At 58.5% G+C, this 18,578-nt stretch carries 16 protein-coding genes; 14 read left to right on the top strand and 2 right to left on the bottom strand.

Annotated features, from left to right (window positions below; genetic code table 11):
* Nucleotides 1–287 precede the first annotated feature (287 nt).
* Nucleotides 288–1,760, bottom strand: coding sequence for a D-alanyl-D-alanine carboxypeptidase (locus FNT36_RS10310; protein WP_233635822.1), 1,473 nt, complete (start codon nt 1,758–1,760; stop codon nt 288–290).
* 240 nt (nt 1,761–2,000) lie between these two features.
* On the opposite strand from FNT36_RS10310, the gene FNT36_RS10305 reads away from it, so the two are divergent.
* The 5 genes from FNT36_RS10305 to FNT36_RS10285 are packed head-to-tail and all read left to right on the top strand — an operon-like array spanning nt 2,001 to nt 5,636.
* Nucleotides 2,001–2,747 (top strand): hypothetical protein, encoded by a 747-nt coding sequence (locus FNT36_RS10305; RefSeq protein ID WP_144847135.1) that lies wholly within the window; start codon nt 2,001–2,003, stop codon nt 2,745–2,747.
* A 33-nt stretch (nt 2,748–2,780) separates the two neighbouring features.
* Entirely contained in the window at nt 2,781–3,467 is a 687-nt protein-coding gene (locus tag FNT36_RS10300) for a hypothetical protein (protein ID WP_144847133.1), read from the top strand.
* The gene (locus tag FNT36_RS10295) at nt 3,461–4,123 is read left to right on the top strand and encodes a hypothetical protein (protein WP_144847131.1); all 663 of its coding nucleotides are present in this window, start codon (nt 3,461–3,463) and stop codon (nt 4,121–4,123) included. The genes FNT36_RS10300 and FNT36_RS10295 overlap by 7 nt, the downstream gene beginning before the upstream one ends.
* Nucleotides 4,102–4,914 (top strand): sensor histidine kinase, encoded by an 813-nt coding sequence (locus FNT36_RS10290; RefSeq protein ID WP_144847129.1) that lies wholly within the window; start codon nt 4,102–4,104, stop codon nt 4,912–4,914. The genes FNT36_RS10295 and FNT36_RS10290 overlap by 22 nt, the downstream gene beginning before the upstream one ends.
* Nucleotides 4,915–4,967: 53 nt before the next feature.
* The gene (locus FNT36_RS10285) at nt 4,968–5,636 is read left to right on the top strand and encodes a response regulator transcription factor (protein ID WP_144847127.1); all 669 of its coding nucleotides are present in this window, start codon (nt 4,968–4,970) and stop codon (nt 5,634–5,636) included.
* 409 nt (nt 5,637–6,045) lie between these two features.
* On the opposite strand, the gene FNT36_RS10280 is transcribed toward FNT36_RS10285, so the two are convergent.
* Nucleotides 6,046–7,590, bottom strand: a complete 1,545-nt coding sequence (locus FNT36_RS10280) for a hypothetical protein (RefSeq protein ID WP_144847125.1) — start codon at nt 7,588–7,590, stop codon at nt 6,046–6,048.
* A 167-nt stretch (nt 7,591–7,757) separates the two neighbouring features.
* On the opposite strand from FNT36_RS10280, the gene FNT36_RS10275 reads away from it, so the two are divergent.
* The 9 genes from FNT36_RS10275 to ilvC all read left to right on the top strand — a co-directional run bounded on the left by FNT36_RS10275 (nt 7,758) and on the right by ilvC (nt 18,574).
* A complete protein-coding gene (locus tag FNT36_RS10275) occupies nt 7,758–8,924 on the top strand; it encodes a 2-isopropylmalate synthase (protein WP_144847123.1) in 1,167 nt (388 codons plus the stop codon).
* Between the two features lie 227 nt (nt 8,925–9,151).
* Complete coding sequence (leuC, locus tag FNT36_RS10270) at nt 9,152–10,546, top strand: 3-isopropylmalate dehydratase large subunit (RefSeq protein WP_144847121.1); 1,395 nt, start codon at nt 9,152–9,154, stop codon at nt 10,544–10,546.
* The gene (leuD, locus tag FNT36_RS10265) at nt 10,546–11,142 is read left to right on the top strand and encodes a 3-isopropylmalate dehydratase small subunit (protein WP_144847119.1); all 597 of its coding nucleotides are present in this window, start codon (nt 10,546–10,548) and stop codon (nt 11,140–11,142) included. The genes leuC and leuD overlap by 1 nt, the downstream gene beginning before the upstream one ends.
* Complete coding sequence (leuB, locus tag FNT36_RS10260; RefSeq protein ID WP_144847117.1) at nt 11,130–12,251, top strand: 3-isopropylmalate dehydrogenase; 1,122 nt, start codon at nt 11,130–11,132, stop codon at nt 12,249–12,251. The genes leuD and leuB overlap by 13 nt, the downstream gene beginning before the upstream one ends.
* A gap of 249 nt (nt 12,252–12,500) precedes the next feature.
* Nucleotides 12,501–13,193 carry a class I SAM-dependent methyltransferase gene (locus FNT36_RS10255; protein ID WP_144847115.1) on the top strand — a complete coding sequence of 231 codons (693 nt, stop codon included), beginning with the start codon at nt 12,501–12,503 and terminating at the stop codon, nt 13,191–13,193.
* 48 nt (nt 13,194–13,241) lie between these two features.
* A complete protein-coding gene (gene ilvD / locus FNT36_RS10250) occupies nt 13,242–14,960 on the top strand; it encodes a dihydroxy-acid dehydratase (RefSeq protein WP_144847113.1) in 1,719 nt (572 codons plus the stop codon).
* Nucleotides 14,926–16,671 (top strand): biosynthetic-type acetolactate synthase large subunit, encoded by a 1,746-nt coding sequence (gene ilvB / locus FNT36_RS10245; RefSeq protein ID WP_144847111.1) that lies wholly within the window; start codon nt 14,926–14,928, stop codon nt 16,669–16,671. The genes ilvD and ilvB overlap by 35 nt, the downstream gene beginning before the upstream one ends.
* Before the next feature lie 141 nt (nt 16,672–16,812).
* Nucleotides 16,813–17,418 (top strand): acetolactate synthase small subunit, encoded by a 606-nt coding sequence (gene ilvN, locus FNT36_RS10240; RefSeq protein ID WP_144847109.1) that lies wholly within the window; start codon nt 16,813–16,815, stop codon nt 17,416–17,418.
* Nucleotides 17,419–17,512: 94 nt separating this feature from the next.
* Nucleotides 17,513–18,574 (top strand): ketol-acid reductoisomerase, encoded by a 1,062-nt coding sequence (gene ilvC, locus FNT36_RS10235; protein WP_144847107.1) that lies wholly within the window; start codon nt 17,513–17,515, stop codon nt 18,572–18,574.
* Nucleotides 18,575–18,578 lie beyond the last annotated feature (4 nt).

Below are 18,578 nucleotides of genomic sequence, written 5' to 3'. Positions count from 1 at the left end.
ATAATATATCAGAGCAGGCAGGCAGCGTCAAATGATTGTTAGACAATACTTAGCTCTTTTAATGATGAGCCTATTTGCTGCTGCTGTTTTAGTGATACAAAATTATTTTACCCCTCCAGGCCCGCTTTGCCCTTCTCGCTTAAACCTTTTAGTTAGTCTGTCAATGTCACCGTTTTCTATGCGAGCAAACACAATAACACCGCCGAATAGGTCAACAGTAATCCATGGCATACTTCTCACAATGAGAAGTATGCTATTTATTATCCGCTTAATGCCATACATTAACTTTACAACCGCTCGCGCACCTCGTGCAGGAGGCGCTCCATGGCGTTGCGAGTGGCTTGGTCGTCGCCGGGGATGCTGTTGTTGAAGAACGTGACGGCCACCAGCCGGCCGCTCTTGCAGCGCACGTAACCCGCTAGGTTACAAGTATGGGTGAGCGTACCGGTTTTGCCCCAAAACCACGGCAGCTTGGGCGGGCCGGCCTCGAAGTAGCGGCGGCGCAGTGTGCCCTGGCCACCCCCGGCCGCCAGCAAGCTCAGCAGGCGCGGCTCGGGCACCTGCTGGTGCAGGCGGGCCAGCAGCGCCGTGAGGGTGCGCGGCGTGAGCAGGTTGAGCCGCGACAGCCCCGAACCATCAACCCAGTCGGGGCGGTCGGGCAAGTCCCGCAGTTGGTTTTTGAGCAAGTACCGAATGGCCCGCGCCCCACTCAGCGAGTCGCGGTAGCCTAGGCGGCTGCTGGTCATCAGCAAGAGCTGCTCGGCCAAGAAATTGTCGCTCACGCGCAGCATGCGGCGGTAGAGCGAGTCGGCCCGCAGCCCCCGCAGCGTGCGGATGCTGTCCTGGCCGGGGCGCGGGCGCCACACCGTACCCACAATAGCCCGGCGCAGCGTGTCGCCGAGCAGGCGCAGCAGCAGTTGGCGGCTGGTGCGGTAAGGCACTTCATCTATCCACTTTTTGGGACCTAGGCGATAGGTAAAGCGGTTTTCGAGCGGCGCCCGGTACACGTGCATCTCATCGTCTTGGTCGGGCGAGAGGCGGAAGTCGGGGCCGGCTGCGGCCGTGAGCGGTGCAAATGCCCGCGGAAACACCCGCACCCGCTGCGGCAGCGCCTGGGCCGGCGCCCCCGGCCTAGGGCGCACCACTAGCGGCGCGCTGGCATAAAAGCGCACCGTATTGCCGTACAGCGGAAACGCCGTGCGCTCGGGCTGGAAGTAATAATTGAAGTCGTCCCAGGCCCAGCTGGGGCCGTAGGCAGGCACAGTGGCAATGTCGCAATAGGCCAAGAGCTTTTCGGGCCGATTGAGCAGAAACGTGTAGGCCCGGCGCGAAGGCACGTCGCCATGCAGCAGCGTAGGGTCACCGGTGCCCTGGAAAAACAGAGTATCTCCCCGCGAGAAGTAGCGCAGGCTGGGCAGCGAGTCGGGCAGCAGTGTGAGGCCCGCGTAGAGGCTCAGCAGCTTCATGGTGCTGGCGGGCGTAAAGTACTTGGCCTCGTTGTAGCCAAATAGGGCCTCGCCGGTGGTGGCGTCGGCCAGGGCCACGCCTATCTGCTGGCGGCGCAGCGTGCGGCTGCTATCGAGCTGCTGGCGCAGCCAGGGCATGTCGGAGCGGCCGGTGGCCGAGTCGCGCACCACGCCGGGCAGGGTCGGCGCGGTAGCGGGCGGGTTTTGGCCGCAGGCAGTAGTGAGCGAGAGCAGCGACAGCGCAAACAGCACAAGGGGACGCCGGCCCTGGCCGCAGACAGTAGAAACAAACAAAGTAGGCACAGACGCAACTTAAGCAGAAACCGCCTAGCGCGCTCCTAGGTATGGCCACCGAGGCTGAAGTCAACTAAGCAGGCCCATGACACTTGGCCTAGCACAAGTGCAATTTCAACTAGGCATTGTTTTGCAACTAGCTGCTTCTTTTGGCTGGGCCAACGCTGTACCTACCTTTGAAGTACCCAATTTTTAGCGCTTCTATTACTTCAGTCAATTAAGTAGCTTATTTCTCATTGTATGGAGAAAATACTTACTCAATCGGAGTTTGATACCGTAGCCGCCGCCTGGACGAACTTTATCCAAGGCGCCTCGCCTGCCGAGGTGCAGGCGCTCTTTCAGGCCAGCGCCCCCGCCATCAATCAGTACCAGGTCAGTGCAAGCTTTGGCCTGACGAGCACTCCCACCGACCCGAGCTACCTAGTAGCTATGTTGTCTACACCGGGCATTGCCCAGGTAGCGGCGCGCTTTGTGCTGCTGCCCCCGGCCGAGGTAGGTGTCGATAAGCCGGCCGCACCGCGCTTTCGGCTGGTGCTCTACGCCGCCGACCAGCGGGGCGCGCGCCTATCAGCCTACTACCAAAGCGATGCGAACTGGCAAACCGTCGAGCCTCAGCAGCTCGCGGCTGTTGGCGGTTTGGTGCCTTACAATCTGATAAAGGGGTGGCTCAATGGCTGGACCACCGCAGCCACCACGCAGCAGCTACGGCCGGCGCTCTTTGCCACTTCCTACGGGCCACTGCAAGGGTACAACTTCGACCTAGGCGACTTTCTGGACCCGCTTTTTGCGGCCAAGACCTTCACCAACCAGCGCCTGTTTCTTCGCTTCGGCCTGAAAGCCTACTACCCCGCCTACCCCGAAAGCTTGGCCGCCCCGGCTCAGACGTTTGGGCTGGTGGTGCGCCTGTACTCGCCCAGCGACGAAGCAGATGGCGACGAATTGAGCGGGCCATCTTACGACATGTCAAAGCCTTACCCCCCAGGCTAGTCCTACTGCACTGCTTCTTTGCACACTTTGCATATGCTCAGTTCTATCCTTTATAATACCCCTATGACGCTGGTTATTATCGCCAGCATCTGGGGTATTATGTGCTTTCGCCAGCTGCCGCCTAGTCTGCGCGCGCTCGTGCTACTCCTCTGCTTCGATGCCATCATGGAAAGCACTGGCTCACTGCTGCAATACTTCAAAAGGCCTAACTTATTTCTCTTTCCAATTGTGATAGTGGGCGAAGCTGGGTTAATGCTTTTGCTTTACACCCGAGCGCTCCAGTCTGCTTGGCTACAGCGCGTGGCTCCTTGGATAGTCGGCTTCCTAACAGCTTACGCACTGCTCGACACGCTACTGGTGCCGGGCACCGTGCGCTTCCGGCCTAGCCTACAGGTTATGAGCGACTTGCTTTCCTTATACCTAGGCGGCATGTATTTCCGCAAGCAGCTTAATGAACTCCAAGTAGCGCGCCTCGAACGCGACCCTCTTTTTTGGATATCGGCAGGCTTAGTCCTTACTTCCTTAGGTAATTTGTTGATATCCCTATTCAGTAACTACCTACTGCTCAATTACTCTCAGCAATTCAACATCTACATTTGGCGTATTCACACGGTTTTTGTTGGCCTGCTTTACACCTGCTATTGCATAGCGCTGTGGCTGCGCCCAGCAAAAGCGTTGACTGCCGAGGAAACGCTAGAGACCTCGCGTAGCACATGGTAACGCCCACGTTCTACCTAGCCCTAGGTTGGCTAACTGTGGCTGTCATCATCTTAGCTACCCTCATTGGGGCGGCACGCTTTCGCCAGCTGCCAGCCAGCTCGCGCTACCTCACCTACTTTGCTGGCTTTGAAGTGCTCATAGAGTTGCTTTCTAGGGCCCTGATACGCGTATTTCATTTAAAGTCTAACCTATTTCTGATACCTATTGCCGCCATTGGCGAGGTAGGGCTGCTGGCGCTGGCCTATCGCCAGGTGCTGGGGTCGGCGGCGTTTGCCCGAGCCCTGCCGTGGGTCCTAGGTCTGTTTAGCAGCTACGCTCTACTCGAAACGCTGGCCGGGCTGGGCGCCGTGCGCTACGCCCCCACCGTGCAGGTTAGTACCGACCTGTTAATGCTCGGCTTTGCCGGCTTATACTTTCGCAAGCTGCTCCACGAGCTACAAGTCACGCAGTTGCGGCACGAGCCTTTCTTTTGGATGTCGGCCGGAATGACCATCTACGCCCTGGGCGATTTGCAGATTGCACTCTTTAGCAACTACCTCTTGCACTACGGTTCGTTGCAGCTGAACCTGGTTGTTATCAGCGTAGTGCGGGTTTTGCTTCTTTTCATCTTTTACAGTGGCTGCGGCCTGGCTTTATGGATGCGCCCGCAGAAGTAGAGTTTGGGCAGCTACTGCTCACGGGCATCGGTCTGATGCTGCTAGCCGCAGGGGCTTTGGTGTTGTTTGTGGTCACGTACCAAAAGCGCCTGTTGCAGCAGCAGCTGCGCCTGCGCGCCGCCGAGGCCGAGTACCAACAGCAGCTGCTAGCCGCCGTCATTGAGGCGCAGGAACACGAGCGCGAGCGCATCGGGCGCGACCTGCACGATGGCATCGGCTCGACCATCGCCACGGCCAAAATGCTGGTCAACCGCCTCGAAGCCGACCAGCCCACCGACAATCGGCCCGAGCTATTTGGCATGGTGAAGGAGATAATGAGCACCGCCGTGCACGACGTGCGCAGTATTTCGCACTCGCTTTTTCCGGCCGTGCTGGCCCGCTATGGCCTAGCCGATGCCCTGCAGCACCTCGTGGATGTGAGCAACGAAACCGGCACCCTAGACATTGAGCTGGAGGTAGACTACCCGCAGCCGCTGGCGCTGGCCCAGGAACTGGCCCTCTACCGCATTTGCCAGGAGCTGATTCACAACGCCTTGAAGCACGCCCACGGCGCCACCCGCCTCGATGTGCTACTGCGCCAGCGTGGCCCGCTGCTCACGCTGGTAGTCGAAGACGACGGCCCTGGCTTCGACCTCACCCACCTAGGCACCGATGGCCAGCCCGCCACCAAGGGCGCCGGCCTGCGTAGCATCGACGTGCGTGTGCAGCTGCTGCAGGCCCGCCTGCGCCAACAGTCGGCCCCCGGCCAGGGGCTGCGCACCGTGGTGGAAGTAACCTCGCCTAGCACTTAGGGCACCTTTCTACGTTAACCGCTTTTGCGCCAGCCGCCAAGCTTCTTTCCTTCATGGCAACCATCGACTTTCCAGTGCAGATAGCGCTGCTCGACGACCACCCGCTGTTTCGGCAGGGCATGCGCTACATTTTGCTGGGGCTACCCTACGTAGAGTCGGTGGTAGAGGCTGGCGAATTTGCCGAGTTGCTGGCCCTATGCCGCCAGCGCCTACCCGATGTGCTGCTACTCGACTTGCAAATGCCCGGGATGGATGGGCCAGCCGTGGCGCAGGCGCTCCTAGGTGAGTTTCCCGACCTCAAAATCATTGTGCTCTCTATGTTCTCGGCCGACAAGTTCATCACTCAAATGATGAAACTGGGAGCCCGCAGCTACCTGCCCAAAGACGTAGACCAGCCACAGCTTGCCCAGGCCCTCGAAGACGTGCTCAGCACGGGCTACCACTTCACCGAGCGCGTGTCGAAGGCGATGCTCAAGGGCGTGCAGCAGCCCACCCGCCCTGTGTTGGCGACTCTCACCGAGGAGGTGCACTTCACCCCGCGCGAGCTTGATGTGCTGCGCCTCATCTGCGAAGGCCGCACCACGGCCGAGATTGCCGAGCAGCTCGTGATGGGCCGCCGCACAGTAGAAGGCCATCGCCAGCACATGCTCGAAAAAACCGGCGCTGCCAATGCGGCAGGCCTAGTTGTGTACGCAGTGCGCCACGGCTTACTCGATACCTAGGCGGCCCCCCCGTAAAAATACGGGGATCTAAAAAAGCGTACTTCTACGCTAAAATCATGGCAGTAGAGAACTACACTTTTGCAGCGCAAATGCCTGGTCACGGCAGGTGCGTACTGCTCTCTCTTTCTGTCCTATGAAGACAGACTTAGCCTTTTCCCTTCACTAGGTTAGCCACACGCCCTCTCTCCTGCTGACCCTAGGCCCTCGAAAACAATCTAGCCTACCTAGTCCCGCCCGGGCCCCACGCTGCTTAGTTGAGCAACGCGGGGCCCGGGCGAACTGCTTTAGGCTGCCAGCCGGTCGCATCCTAGGCCTAGACTATTAGTGCGCAGCGCATATAAACCAGCAGAGCAAGCCGATAAGCTTACGCTACGCAAGCATTTGCTCCCAACATCTCGGCTGGTGCTGGCTACTTCATCGTCAAGAATTTCTGCTGCATCACGTCTTGCACCGAGCGGCCCGAAATCTTGCTTTCGAGCCATGAAATGATGTCGAAGTAGAGAAACGGCCGCCGGTCGAAGGGCCGGGCAGCTATTTCTTCGAGCTTGGCTTTCAGCTTGCTAAATTCTTCGCGTAGCTGGCTCGGGGCGATGTGCCCCGCCCGGCGCAAAAATCGGAACACCTCCACTTGCATGGGTTGTTGGTCGTTCATTTTACCTAGGAAGTGGTACACCGAGCGCACCTGGTATTCGAGCTCGGCATCTTGCCCATCTTCGAAGTGCGCCACTAGGTTTAGAATACGAGCAAAGCACTGCAAGTCCTCGCGCAAACTCAAATCCTTTTGGTCAATAATGCGATTCAAGTACTTGATAGCCTGCTTATACTGCCCACTTCCAAAATACAGGCAAGCAACTTTATAGTAGAACACCAGCGTGCGATGTAGGTCGAGCTGCGACTTGTATTGCCCAAGTTGCTCCAGCAGCTCAGGCACCATTTCGACCCCTTCGGTAAAGCGCGCCTCCAAAAAAACGGCGTTAATGCGATTGGTCCAGATATATTGAAAAAGCAGCGCCTCAGTGTTGGGCGTGGCGCGGCGCGTCTGGTTGGCCCCAAAGTCTTCTAGCGCTTGCAGCACCTCCCGAAACTTGCTGTAATACATCAAATTAAAAAGTGCTGCTAGCAAGTTATGCAGCCCTTTGATGTAGAGCATCGTTTGGCTTTCCTTCAAATCAGGCTGCTGCTCAAATAGGTCTACCCACTTCTGCGCGTAGCGGTAGCAGGCCCGGAACTCTTGGTTGATAGTATGATACCACACGTGGGCCTGGTAGAAGTACAGCTTCTCCCAAAACCCACTCCCCCGCCCAATAGCAGCCGGCACGTGCGCTCGGAAGTAGGCCGTAAACTGCTCGTGGTCAGCTTGATTTTTGGCGTGCCCAGTTTGCAGGTATAGCCCATATAGCCGCAGCGAAGCATTGGATAAGGCGTGCTGCTGCCCTAGGTGTGCCGCCGTGGCCGTAGCCTCAGCTGCCAGCGACTCGGCCCGCCCCTGCAAGCTACGCGTGATATACTGCGACTCGATAAGCTTCTCAAAGTCAATGGCCAGCAGTGCCACGTGCGGCAGTTCGGCTTGCTGGGCGGCCAGTTTCACCTTGGCCAGCATCCGCAGGCTTTGCTGGTAGAAGCCTTTGTTGTAGAGCACGCGGGCGTAGTCGAGCTGCTCGTGCAACTGAATATCTAGGTTTTGGCTGGCGTGGTAGAGACGCAAGCTCGCTAGTAGCTGCTTGTAGAGGTTGGCTTTGAGGTTGGCTAACTGAGCGCGTTTCAGGGTCGGCACCTGTGTGAGCACGCGCTCCTCATCATGCTGCTCTTGGGCATCAAAAGCATCGAAGAGCTGTAAGAATTTTAGGCCTTCGGTAGAGCCCTGGCGGTTGGCAAACAGCCGAAAATGGCGCTTTTCGGACTGCGTTAGCGATTTTATGAGCTGAAAAACCGGGTCGCTGCTTCTGTTAGGCATTGTAAATTACAATCATATAAGCTACTGATTATTATTTCATTATCGAAATAAGTTGTTCACTTGGAAATAATAGAAACCAATAAAAAATGTTTTTGCCCCATTGAAAAATCCTGCTACTTGCAGTGCAATAACAAAGCTGGCCCTGCATCAGCGGGTTTTTCACTCCTATGGCGACGCAAAAAATTCAGATTTTCGATACCACTCTCCGCGACGGCGAACAGGTGCCGGGCTGCAAGCTAAACCAGCAGGAGAAGCTAGTTATTGCCCGGCAGCTCGAAGCGTTGGGCGTTGATGTCATTGAGGCCGGCTTCCCAGTGTCGAGCCCCGGCGACTTTGCTGCCGTGGCCGCCATCGCTGCCCAAACCAAAGATGCCACCGTGTGCGGCCTCACCCGCGCCGTCGAAAATGACATTCGGGTAGCGGCTGATGCGTTGCGCTCGGCCCGCCGCCCGCGCATCCACACCGGTATTGGCACTTCTGACCTGCACATTTTCCAGAAGCTGCGCACCACCCAAGAAGACGTGTTGCAGCGTGCCGTAGCTGCCACCAAGCTCGCTAAGAGCTTTGTAGAAGACGTGGAGTTTTACGCCGAAGACGCCGGCCGCACCGACAACGAATTCCTGGCCCGCGTGTGCGAGGCGGTGATTGCGGCTGGAGCCACGGTGCTCAACATCCCCGACACCACTGGCTACTGCCTGCCCCACGAGTACGGCGCCAAGATTAAGTACCTATACGAAAACGTAAAAAGCATTGACCGGGCCATCCTCTCAACGCACTGCCACAACGACCTAGGGCTGGCCACGGCCAACTCCATTGCGGGCGTCAGCAATGGCGCGCGTCAGATTGAATGCACCATCAACGGGGTGGGCGAACGCGCTGGCAATACCGCCCTCGAAGAGGTAGTGCTGATTCTGCGTCAGCATCCCACGCTGAACCTGCACACCGACGTAAATACCCGCTTGCTCACCGAGACCTCGGCCCTCGTGTCGCACCTCATGAGCATGCCGGTGCAAGCCAACAAGGCCATTGTGGGCGCCAATGCTTTCGCGCACAGCAGCGGCATTCACCAGGATGGCGTGATTAAGTGCCGCGAAACGTACGAGATTATTGACCCTAAAGAGGTTGGCGCCGTCGATTCGACCATCGTGCTCACCGCCCGTTCGGGCCGCGCTGCCTTGGCTTATCGCCTCCAAAAGCTTGGCTACAACCTAGAGCGCCCGGCCCTAAATACGGCCTACGCTAGCTTCTTGCAGCTCGCCGACCGCCAGCGCGAGGTAATTGACAACGACTTACACATCCTCATTGAGCAAGAAAAACTAGTAGCCGTCGGCTAACCGGGCTAAGGAAACGGGGTGGCAGGCGCTGCCAGTGGGTGGGAGCAGGGAAGTCAGGGGGTCGGGTTAACAACCCAATAACGCCATTCTTTCACACTCGTTGACACGACCAAAACTTCCCCCTGTTGCTTCGTTTCCTTAGCTTTTTTTATAACCTGTTATGCGTCGTAAGCTCAGCATGACAGATGAAACTAACAATTAGAAATTAGTCTATCGCTACCCTACCCATGCCGCGCACATTAGTTGACAAAATTTGGGATGCCCACGTCGTTCGCTCTATCGCGAGCGGGCAAGACGTGGTGTACATCGACCGCCACCTGATTCATGAAGTAACTAGCCCCCAGGCGTTTGATGAAATCGCCGCGCGTGGGCTCTCTCTATTTCGCCCCAACCAGATTATCGCCACGGCCGACCACAATGTGCCGACCCTCAACCAGCACCTGCCCATCACGGAGCCGCTTTCGCGCTCGCAAGTAGATAAGCTGACCGAGAACTGCCAGAAGTACGGCATCGAGCTTTACGGCCTAGGTCACCAGCGCCAAGGCATTGTGCACGTTATCGGGCCAGAATTGGGCCTCACACAGCCGGGCCTGACAATGGTATGTGGCGACAGCCACACCAGCACGCACGGCGCATTTGGTGCCATCGCCTTCGGCATTGGCACTAGCCAGGTGGCGCAAGTAATGGCCTCGCAGTGCCTGCTACTCACGCGCCCCAAGCGGATGCGCGTAGCGGTAGAGGGCGACTTGCGGCCCGGCGTCACGGCTAAAGACTTAATTCTCTATATAATCTCGAAGCTTGGCACGGGCGGCGCCACCGGCTACTTCGTAGAATATGCGGGTAGCGCGGTGCGCAGCCTGAGCATGGAAGGCCGCATGACAGTTTGCAACATGAGCATCGAGATGGGTGCCCGCGGCGGCCTCATCGCGCCCGATGCTACCACGTTTGCTTACGTGGAGGGCCGGCCGTTTGCGCCGAAAGGTGAGGCGTGGGAACAAGCCTTGGCCTATTGGGAAACGCTGTATTCAGACGACGACGCAGTATTCGACGCCGAATTTGTGTATGACGCTGCCGACATCACACCGATGATTACCTATGGCACGAACCCCGGCATGGGCATTCCGCTCACCGGCAACGTGCCGAGCCAAGTACCCGATGCCGAGGCTGAGAGCTTCGACAAGTCGCTGAAGTACATGGGCTTCGAGCGCGGTGAATCGCTCCTAGGTAAGCAAATCGACTACGTATTCATCGGCAGTTGCACCAACTCGCGCATCGAGGACTTGCGCACCGTGGCCGCTTACGTGCAGGGCAAGCACAAGGCTGGGCACGTCGAGGCCATCATCGTGCCGGGTTCCAAGCAAGTTGAGCAGCAGGCTATTGCCGAAGGTATCGACAAGATTCTGGCCGAAGCCGGCTTTGAGCTGCGCGAACCGGGTTGCAGCGCTTGCCTAGCCATGAACGAGGATAAAATACCGGCCGGCGCCTACTGCGTGGCTACCTCCAACCGCAACTTTGAAGGCCGCCAAGGCCCTGGCTCGCGCACGCTGCTGGCCTCGCCGCTGGTAGCCGCCATCACGGCCGTACAGGGCCGCATCGTTGACATTACGCAGTACCTGAACTAATGGAAAAATTTCAGACCCTGCACACTACGGGCGTGCCACTCCCCTTCGAAAACGTTGATACTGACCAGATTATTCCGGCCCGTTTTCTGAAAGCTACTACCCGCGAAGGCTTTGGTGAGAACCTGTTTCGCGACTGGCGCTACAACGCCGATGGCTCGCCCAAGGCCGACTTTGTGCTGAATGAGCCGCGCTACAGCGGGCAGATTTTAGTAGCCGGCAAAAACTTCGGTTGCGGCTCTAGCCGCGAGCACGCCGCCTGGGCGCTGTACGACGCTGGTTTTCGGGCCGTTATTTCGAGCTACTTCGCCGACATTTTTCGGGGTAACGCCTTGAATACTGGCCTCCTACCCTTGCAAGTAAGCGATGAGATACTAGCCCGCTTGCTAGCTGCCATCGAGGAGAATCCGCAGTTGGAAGTAGTCGTCGATTTGCCTTCGCAAACGCTGGCCGTGCCGGCCTGGGGCGAAACGGTGAGCTTCGCCATCGACCCCTACAAAAAGGAGTGCCTGATTAACGGCTACGACGACATCGACTTTTTAGTAAATCAAAAATCGGCCATTGAGGCCTACGAACAAAAACGCGCATGGACATGGTAACCAAGAAAATAGCTTTACTGCCTGGTGACGGCATCGGGCCGGAAGTCTGTCGACAGGCCGTGAAAGTGCTCGACGCCGTAGCCGAGCGCTTCGGCCACCGCTTTGAATTCACCTCGCACCTCGTGGGCGCCTGCGCCATCGACGCCACTGGCAACCCCCTGCCCGACGAGACGCTAGCCGCCTGCCGCGCCTCCGATGCGGTACTATTTGGCGCCATCGGCGACCCGAAGTACGACAACGACCCCACCGCCAAAGTGCGCCCCGAGCAGGGCCTGCTGAAGATGCGCAAGGAGTTGGGTTTGTTTGCCAACATCCGCCCCGTGACGGCCTACAAGGCGCTGCTGAAGCACTCGCCGCTGAAGTCGGACCGCATCGAAGGCACCGACCTAGTGATTTTCCGGGAGCTGACAGGCGGCATCTACTTCGGTGGCAAGGGGCGCATGGCCGATGGTTCGGCTTACGATCACTGCACGTATTCGCGCGCTGAGATTGAACGCATTGCGCACCTAGCGTTTCAGTCGGCCGACAGCCGCCGCAAGCACCTAACGCTGGTAGATAAGGCTAACGTACTAGAGACCTCACGCTTGTGGCGCGAAGTGGTGCAGGAAATTGCCCCTAGCTACCCCGAAGTGGCCGTTGATTATCTATTCGTGGACAACGCCGCGATGCAGATTATTATCAACCCCAAGCAGTTTGATGTGATGCTGACTGAGAACATGTTCGGCGACATCATTTCGGACGAAGCCTCGGTAATTGCTGGCTCGATGGGCCTGCTGCCCTCCGCTTCGGTGGGTGCCGAAGTGGCGGTGTTTGAGCCTATTCACGGCTCTTACCCCCAGGCCAAAGGCAAAGGCATTGCCAACCCGCTGGCCGCCATCTTGTCGGCTGCCATGTTGCTCGACCACCTAGGGCTGGCCGAAGAGGCTGAACTGGTGCGCGAAGCCGTGGACGAGGCGCTGACCAACCAGATTCTGACGCCCGAGCTGAACCCCACGGCGCCCTACACTACCGAGCAGGTGGGCAGCTATGTGGCCTTCTGGATTGCCGACTCGAACGAGCAGCAGTGGAACGCCCACAACATCGCGGTGGGCGTGAGCACAATTATTTAAGTTGTACCGTGGACCCTGCGGGTCCGCGCGTCGCCCGCGATACTATAATAGCCTATTCACTCGCGGACCCGCGGGGTCCACGGTACTGCCCGCCATGCGTCTGCTACCCGTCATTTCCGTCGTCATTATTATTCCTACCCTCGCGGGCTAGCAGGTACTTCTTACGCCAAAGAAAACCTTCCTAGCCCGCTGGCAGGAAGGTTTTTTTAAAGCCTTGCCAAAAACCGGCCTTAACCCATCTACTTAGTAATGAACACTATAGAAGTCCAATTCAACGAAATAGCGGCGAAGTACGACCAGCAGCGGCCGTGCCTGATTCCGTGTTTCGATGACTTCTATGGTGCAGCTAATGCGCTACTGGCTAACCGGCCGCGGGCGCGCACGGTGCTGGATGTAGGCGCGGGCACGGGATTGTTTTCCTACTTCGTCTACCAGCAGCGGCCCGACCTGGAATTTACACTCGTGGACTTGGCCCCGGAAATGCTGGCGGTGGCGCGGCAACGGTTCGCGGGCTTACCGGGCTTCACTTTTCAGGAGCTGAACTTCGCTACCCAGCCCCTGCCCGGGCGCTACGACGTGGTTATTTCGAGCCTGGCCATTCACCACCTGCCCGATACGGAGAAGGCGACGCTTTACCAGCGCATTTATGAGGCGCTAAACCCTGGCGGGCTGTTCATTAATGCCGACCAGGTGCTGGGGCGCACGGCGGGTTTCGATGCCTTTAATCGACAGCACTGGGCGCGCACGGTGCAAGCGTCGGGCCTGCCTGAGGAGGCGATTGAGCGAGCCTTCGAGCGCATCAAGCTGGATGATTTTGGCATGCTCGAAGCGCAGCTACGCATGCTGGAAACGGCCGGCTTTCAGGAGGTCGATTGCGTGTACAAGAACTTGAATTTTGTGGTGTTTGCCGCCGTGAAGGACACCATCACTAACTGGAATTAATGTAACCTAGGCCCCGGCCTTACGCCCCGGCACCAAGCACTAAAACACATGGCACTCAACAAATTCAGCCGCATCTATACCCAAGACGACAGCTTGCCCGCCTCGCAGGCCATGCTCATCGGCGCGGGCCTATCGGATGCGGATTTGCGCAAGCCATTCGTGGGTATCTGCTCCACGGGCTTCGAGGGCAACACCTGCAACATGCACCTCGACGGCCTGGCCGACGAGGTAAAGCGCGGCGTGGCCGCCCAGGGGCTGGTGGGGCTGCGCTTCAACACCATCGGCGTGAGCGACGGCATTACGAATGGCAATGCGGGCATGCGCTTTTCGCTGGTGTCGCGGGAGATAATCGCCGATTCGATAGAGGCCATGGCGGGCGCGCACTACTACGACGCCATTGCCACGGTGGTGGGCTGCGACAAGAACATGCCCGGCGCCCTCATTGCCATGGCGCGGCTGAATCGGCCTTCGCTCATGGTGTATGGCGGCACGATTAAGGGCGGCGAGTTTAAGGGCCAGCAGCTCAACATTGTATCGTGCTTTGAGGCCTACGGCAAGAAGGTAAACGGGCAGATTTCGGAGGAGGACTACCAGGGCATCATCCACAATGCCTGCCCGGGGCCAGGCGCCTGCGGCGGCATGTACACGGCCAACACCATGGCCGCTGCTATCGAGACCCTAGGGATGACGGTGCCCGCCTCTTCGTCGCTGCCCGCCGAGAGCAGCGCCAAGGTGCAGGAATGCCTTGACACGGGCGCCTACCTGCGCCGCCTGCTGGAGCTGGATTTGAAGCCGCGCGACATCCTCACCCGCGAAGCCTTTGAGAATGCGATGGTTATTATCACGGTGCTCGGCGGCTCGACCAATGCCGTGCTGCACCTCATCGCCATTGCCCACGCGGCCGGCGTGCACCTCACCATGGAGGACTTCCAAGCCGTGAGCAACCGCGTGCCGGTGCTGGCCGACCTCAAGCCCAGCGGCAAGTACCTCATGGAGGATTTGTCGAAAATAGGGGGCGTACCCGCCGTGCAGCGCACGCTGCTCGACTACGGCCTGCTCAACGGCGACCTGATGACCGTCACCGGCCGCACGCTGGCTGAGAACCTCGCCGACGTAAAGCCCCTAGGTGCCGAGCAAGACCTGCTACGCCCGCTCGACCAGCCCATCAAAGCCGACGGGCACATCCAGATGCTGTATGGCAACCTCGCTACCAAGGGTAGCGTGGCCAAAATCAGCGGCAAAGAAGGCCTGCGGTTTGAAGGCCCGGCCATCGTGTTCAACTCGGAAGAAGAACTAAACCAAGGCATTACGGAGCACAAAATTCAGCCCGGCCAAGTGGTAGTAATTCGCTACGTGGGGCCGAAAGGCGGGCCGGGTATGCCCGAAATGCTGAAGCCGACCTCGGCTATCATGGGCGCGGGCCTAGGTGATAAAGTGGCCCTGATAACTGACGGCCGCTTTTCGGGCGGCACCCACGGCTTCGTGATTGGGCACGTCTGCCCCGAGGCCTTCGACGGCGGCGGCTTGGCGCTGGTAGAAAACGGCGATTGGATAGTCCTCGATGCCACGGCCAATACCATCAACGTGCAGCTATCTGACGAAGAACTGGCTGCCCGCCGCGCGGCCTGGCAACGCCCGCCGCTGCCCGCCAAGCAGGGCGTGCTCCTCAAGTATATCCGCACCGTGAGCGACGCTAGCCACGGCTGTATCACCGATTTAGTAGAAGAAAATTATGTCACCGCAGACCTTAGCCCAGCCCGCCGCTAGCCCGGCCGCCGCCCCCGAAACCACGTCCCTGACGGGCGCGGTCGCCACGCTGCAAGCGCTGGTGGCTGAGGGCGTAGACACGATTTTTGGCTACCCCGGCGGGGCCATTATCCCGATTTACGACGCGCTCTACGACTTTCAGCCGGAGCTAAACCACGTGCTGGTGCGCCACGAGCAAGGCGGCATCCACGCGGCGCAGGGCTACGCCCGTAGCTCGGGCCGGGTGGGCGTGGTGCTAGCCACCAGTGGGCCGGGCGCTACGAACCTCGTGACGGGCCTTGCCGATGCCATGATTGACAGCACGCCGCTGGTGTGCATCACGGGGCAGGTGTTCGCGCATTTGCTAGGTACCGATGCGTTTCAGGAGACGGATATTATCAATATTACGACGCCCGTTACGAAGTGGAACTACCAGGTAACCAACGCCGAGGAGATACCCGAGGCGCTGGCCAAGGCCTTTTACATCGCGCGCAGCGGCCGCCCCGGCCCGGTGCTGGTGGACATCACCAAGAATGCTCAGATGCAGACCTTCGACGCGCCGGCCTACGAGCGCTGCACGCACATCCGCAGCTACCGGCCTGCGCCGGTGGTGCGCAAGGAATACATCGAGCAGGCAGCGGCCTTGATTAACAGCGCCAAGCGGCCGTTCATTCTCTGGGGGCAGGGCGTGGTGTTAGGCAAAGCCGAGCAGGAGTTCAAGGAGTTTGTGGAGAAAAGTGGCATTCCAGCCGCCTGGACCATCCTAGGTGTCGGCGCGTTGGCCACTGGCCACCCGCTGAACGTGGGCATGCTGGGCATGCACGGCAACTACGGCCCCAATGTGCTCACCAACGAGTGCGACGTACTGATTGCCATTGGGATGCGCTTCGACGACCGCGTAACCGGCCGCCTCGATAAGTACGCTAAGCAGGCGCAAGTGGTACACCTCGACATCGACCCTACCGAGATTGACAAGAACGTAAAAACCACCGTGCCGGTGTGGGGCGACTGTAAAGAGACCCTACCCCTGCTCACGGCCCTGGTTGAGCGCAAAGAGCACCCCGAGTGGCTGGCCCGTTTCAATGAGTACACCGCGCAGGAAGTAGATGCCGTGATTCGGGAAGAACTGTTCCCAACTTCGGAAGAGCTGACAATGGGCGAAGTCCTGCAACAGCTCAATGAAATCACGGGCGGCGAGGCCGTTATCGTGTCCGATGTAGGGCAGCACCAGATGGTGGCTTGCCGCTACGCGCTGCAAAATCAGTCGCGCAGCCACGTCACGAGCGGCGGCCTAGGTACCATGGGCTTTGCGCTGCCGGCGGCTATCGGGGCCAAGTTTGGCGCACCCCACCGGCCGGTAGTAGCCATCATTGGCGACGGCGGCGTGCAGATGACAATTCAGGAGCTCGGCACCATCATGCAGACGGGCGTGGATGTTAAAATCATCATCCTCAATAACGAGTTTCTGGGCATGGTACGGCAGTGGCAAGAACTGTTTCACCAGCGGCGCTACTCGTTTGTAGATATCCAAAGCCCTGACTTTGTGACCGTAGCCGCGGGCTACCGCATTGCGGGCCAGCGCGTGGACGACCGCGCCGAGCTGCGCCCGGCCTTAGAGAAGATGCTGGCGCACCCAGGCTCTTTCTTACTCGAAGTAATGGTGACCAAGGAGAATAACATCTTTCCGATGGTGCCGCAGGGGTGCAGCGTGGCAGAAATCCGGCTGCGTTAGCAGCCTCCCGCACCACCTGTCATGCTGACGAAGGAAGCATCTTATCATGCCAGCTTAGCCCTCCTAGTTAGTTCTAAGAGATAAGGTCCTTCGCAAGCTCAGGATGACAAACGATTTTACTTGCTTGATAACGTACACACTATGAGTCAGGAACCCGCCGCTCGCCAGGAATACAACATCACCGCGTACACCGAAAACCAGGTGGGTTTGCTCAACCGCATTGCCATCATCTTTTCGCGCCGCAAAATCAACATCGAGAGCCTCAACGTGTCGCCTTCTGAAATAGAGGGCATCCATCGCTTCAACATCGTGATTGTGGAAACGGAGGAGGTGGTAGAGAAGCTCGCCAAGCAAATCGAGAAGCAGGTGGAGGTACTGAAAGTGTACTACAACACCAATGCCGATGTGATTTGGCAGGAAATGGCGTTGTATAAAGTGCCGACCGATGTGATTGCCGAGAAGGTGCTCGTAGAGCGCCTGCTGCGCGAGCACGGCGCCCGGGCCGTGGTAATTCGCAAAGACTACACGGTCTTCGAAACCACTGGCCACCGCGAGGAAACCGACAACTTGCTCAATGCTTTGCAGCCCTACGGCCTAATTGAGTTTGTGCGCTCGGCGCGCATTGCCATTATCAAAGCCAGCGACGGTTTCCACCGCAAGCTCAGCGAATTTGAGCGGCGCGAGCCGAGCGAAGACGTGGCCGAAAACGAGTTTTTGAACGACCGCGAGGCGGTGTTCACGATGTAAAACAGTTGTGCGGGCTTTGTAATCCGCATTTTGAAGAGACACCTTTTTTCCAACCATTCGCGGACTACAAAGTCCGCGCAACACCCCAACCAACATGGCTACCATCAACTTCGGCGGCGTACCCGAAACCGTTATCACCCGCGATGAATTTCCGCTGCAAAAGGCGCTTGAATTCCTGAAGGATGAAACCATTGCCGTAATCGGCTACGGCGTGCAGGGCCCTGGCCAAGCGCTAAACATGCGCGACAATGGCTTCCACGTAATCGTGGGCCAGCGCGAAGGCACGCCTTCGTGGGAGCGCGCAATCAAGGATGGCTGGGTGCCGGGCGAGTCGCTGTTCAGCATCGAAGAGGCTGCCGACAAGGGCACTATCATCTGCAACCTACTATCGGACGCCGGGCAAATCGCCTTGTGGCCGACGCTCCAGCAATACCTCACGCCGGGCAAAACGTTGTATTTCTCGCACGGTTTCGGCATTACGTTTAACGACCAGACCGGCATCGTACCCAGCAAGGACATCGACGTAATCTTGGTAGCGCCTAAAGGCAGCGGCACCAGCTTGCGCCGCTTGTTCGTGGCTGGCGGCGGCCTCAACTCGTCGTTTGCTGTGTATCAAGATACCAGCGGCAAGGCTTGGGAAAAGGCCATTGCCATGGGAATTGGTGTGGGCTCGGGCTACCTGTTTGAGACCGATTTTAAGAAGGAAGTTTACTCAGACCTCACCGGCGAGCGCGGCGTGTTGATGGGTGCCTTGGCTGGCATCATTGAGGCGCAGTACCAAGTGCTGCGTCAGCGCGGCCACTCGCCTTCGGAAGCCTTCAACGAAACCGTAGAAGAACTCACCCAGAGCCTCGTGCCACTAGTAGGCGAAAACGGCATGGACTGGATGTTTGCTAACTGCTCGGTGACGGCCCAGCGCGGCGCCCTCGACTGGAAAGGCAAATTCCGCGACGCGACTCTGCCCGTACTCAACGACCTGTATGATAGCGTAGCCAGCGGTGAGGAAGCCCGCCGTACCATCGAGCGCGGCAGCACGCCGAACTATCGCAAAGAGCTGGAAGCTGAACTGCAGGAAGTGCGCGAATCGGAACTATGGGCCACGGGTGCCACCGTGCGCGAACTGCGCTCGCGCAGCAGCGAGAATGTAGAAGCTTAATACT

Source organism: Hymenobacter setariae (genome assembly GCF_007713685.1).
Taxonomy (GTDB): Bacteria; Bacteroidota; Bacteroidia; order Cytophagales; family Hymenobacteraceae; genus Hymenobacter; species Hymenobacter setariae.
Note: the sequence above shows the minus strand (reverse complement) of the source record. Positions and strands in the feature narration are given on the sequence as shown.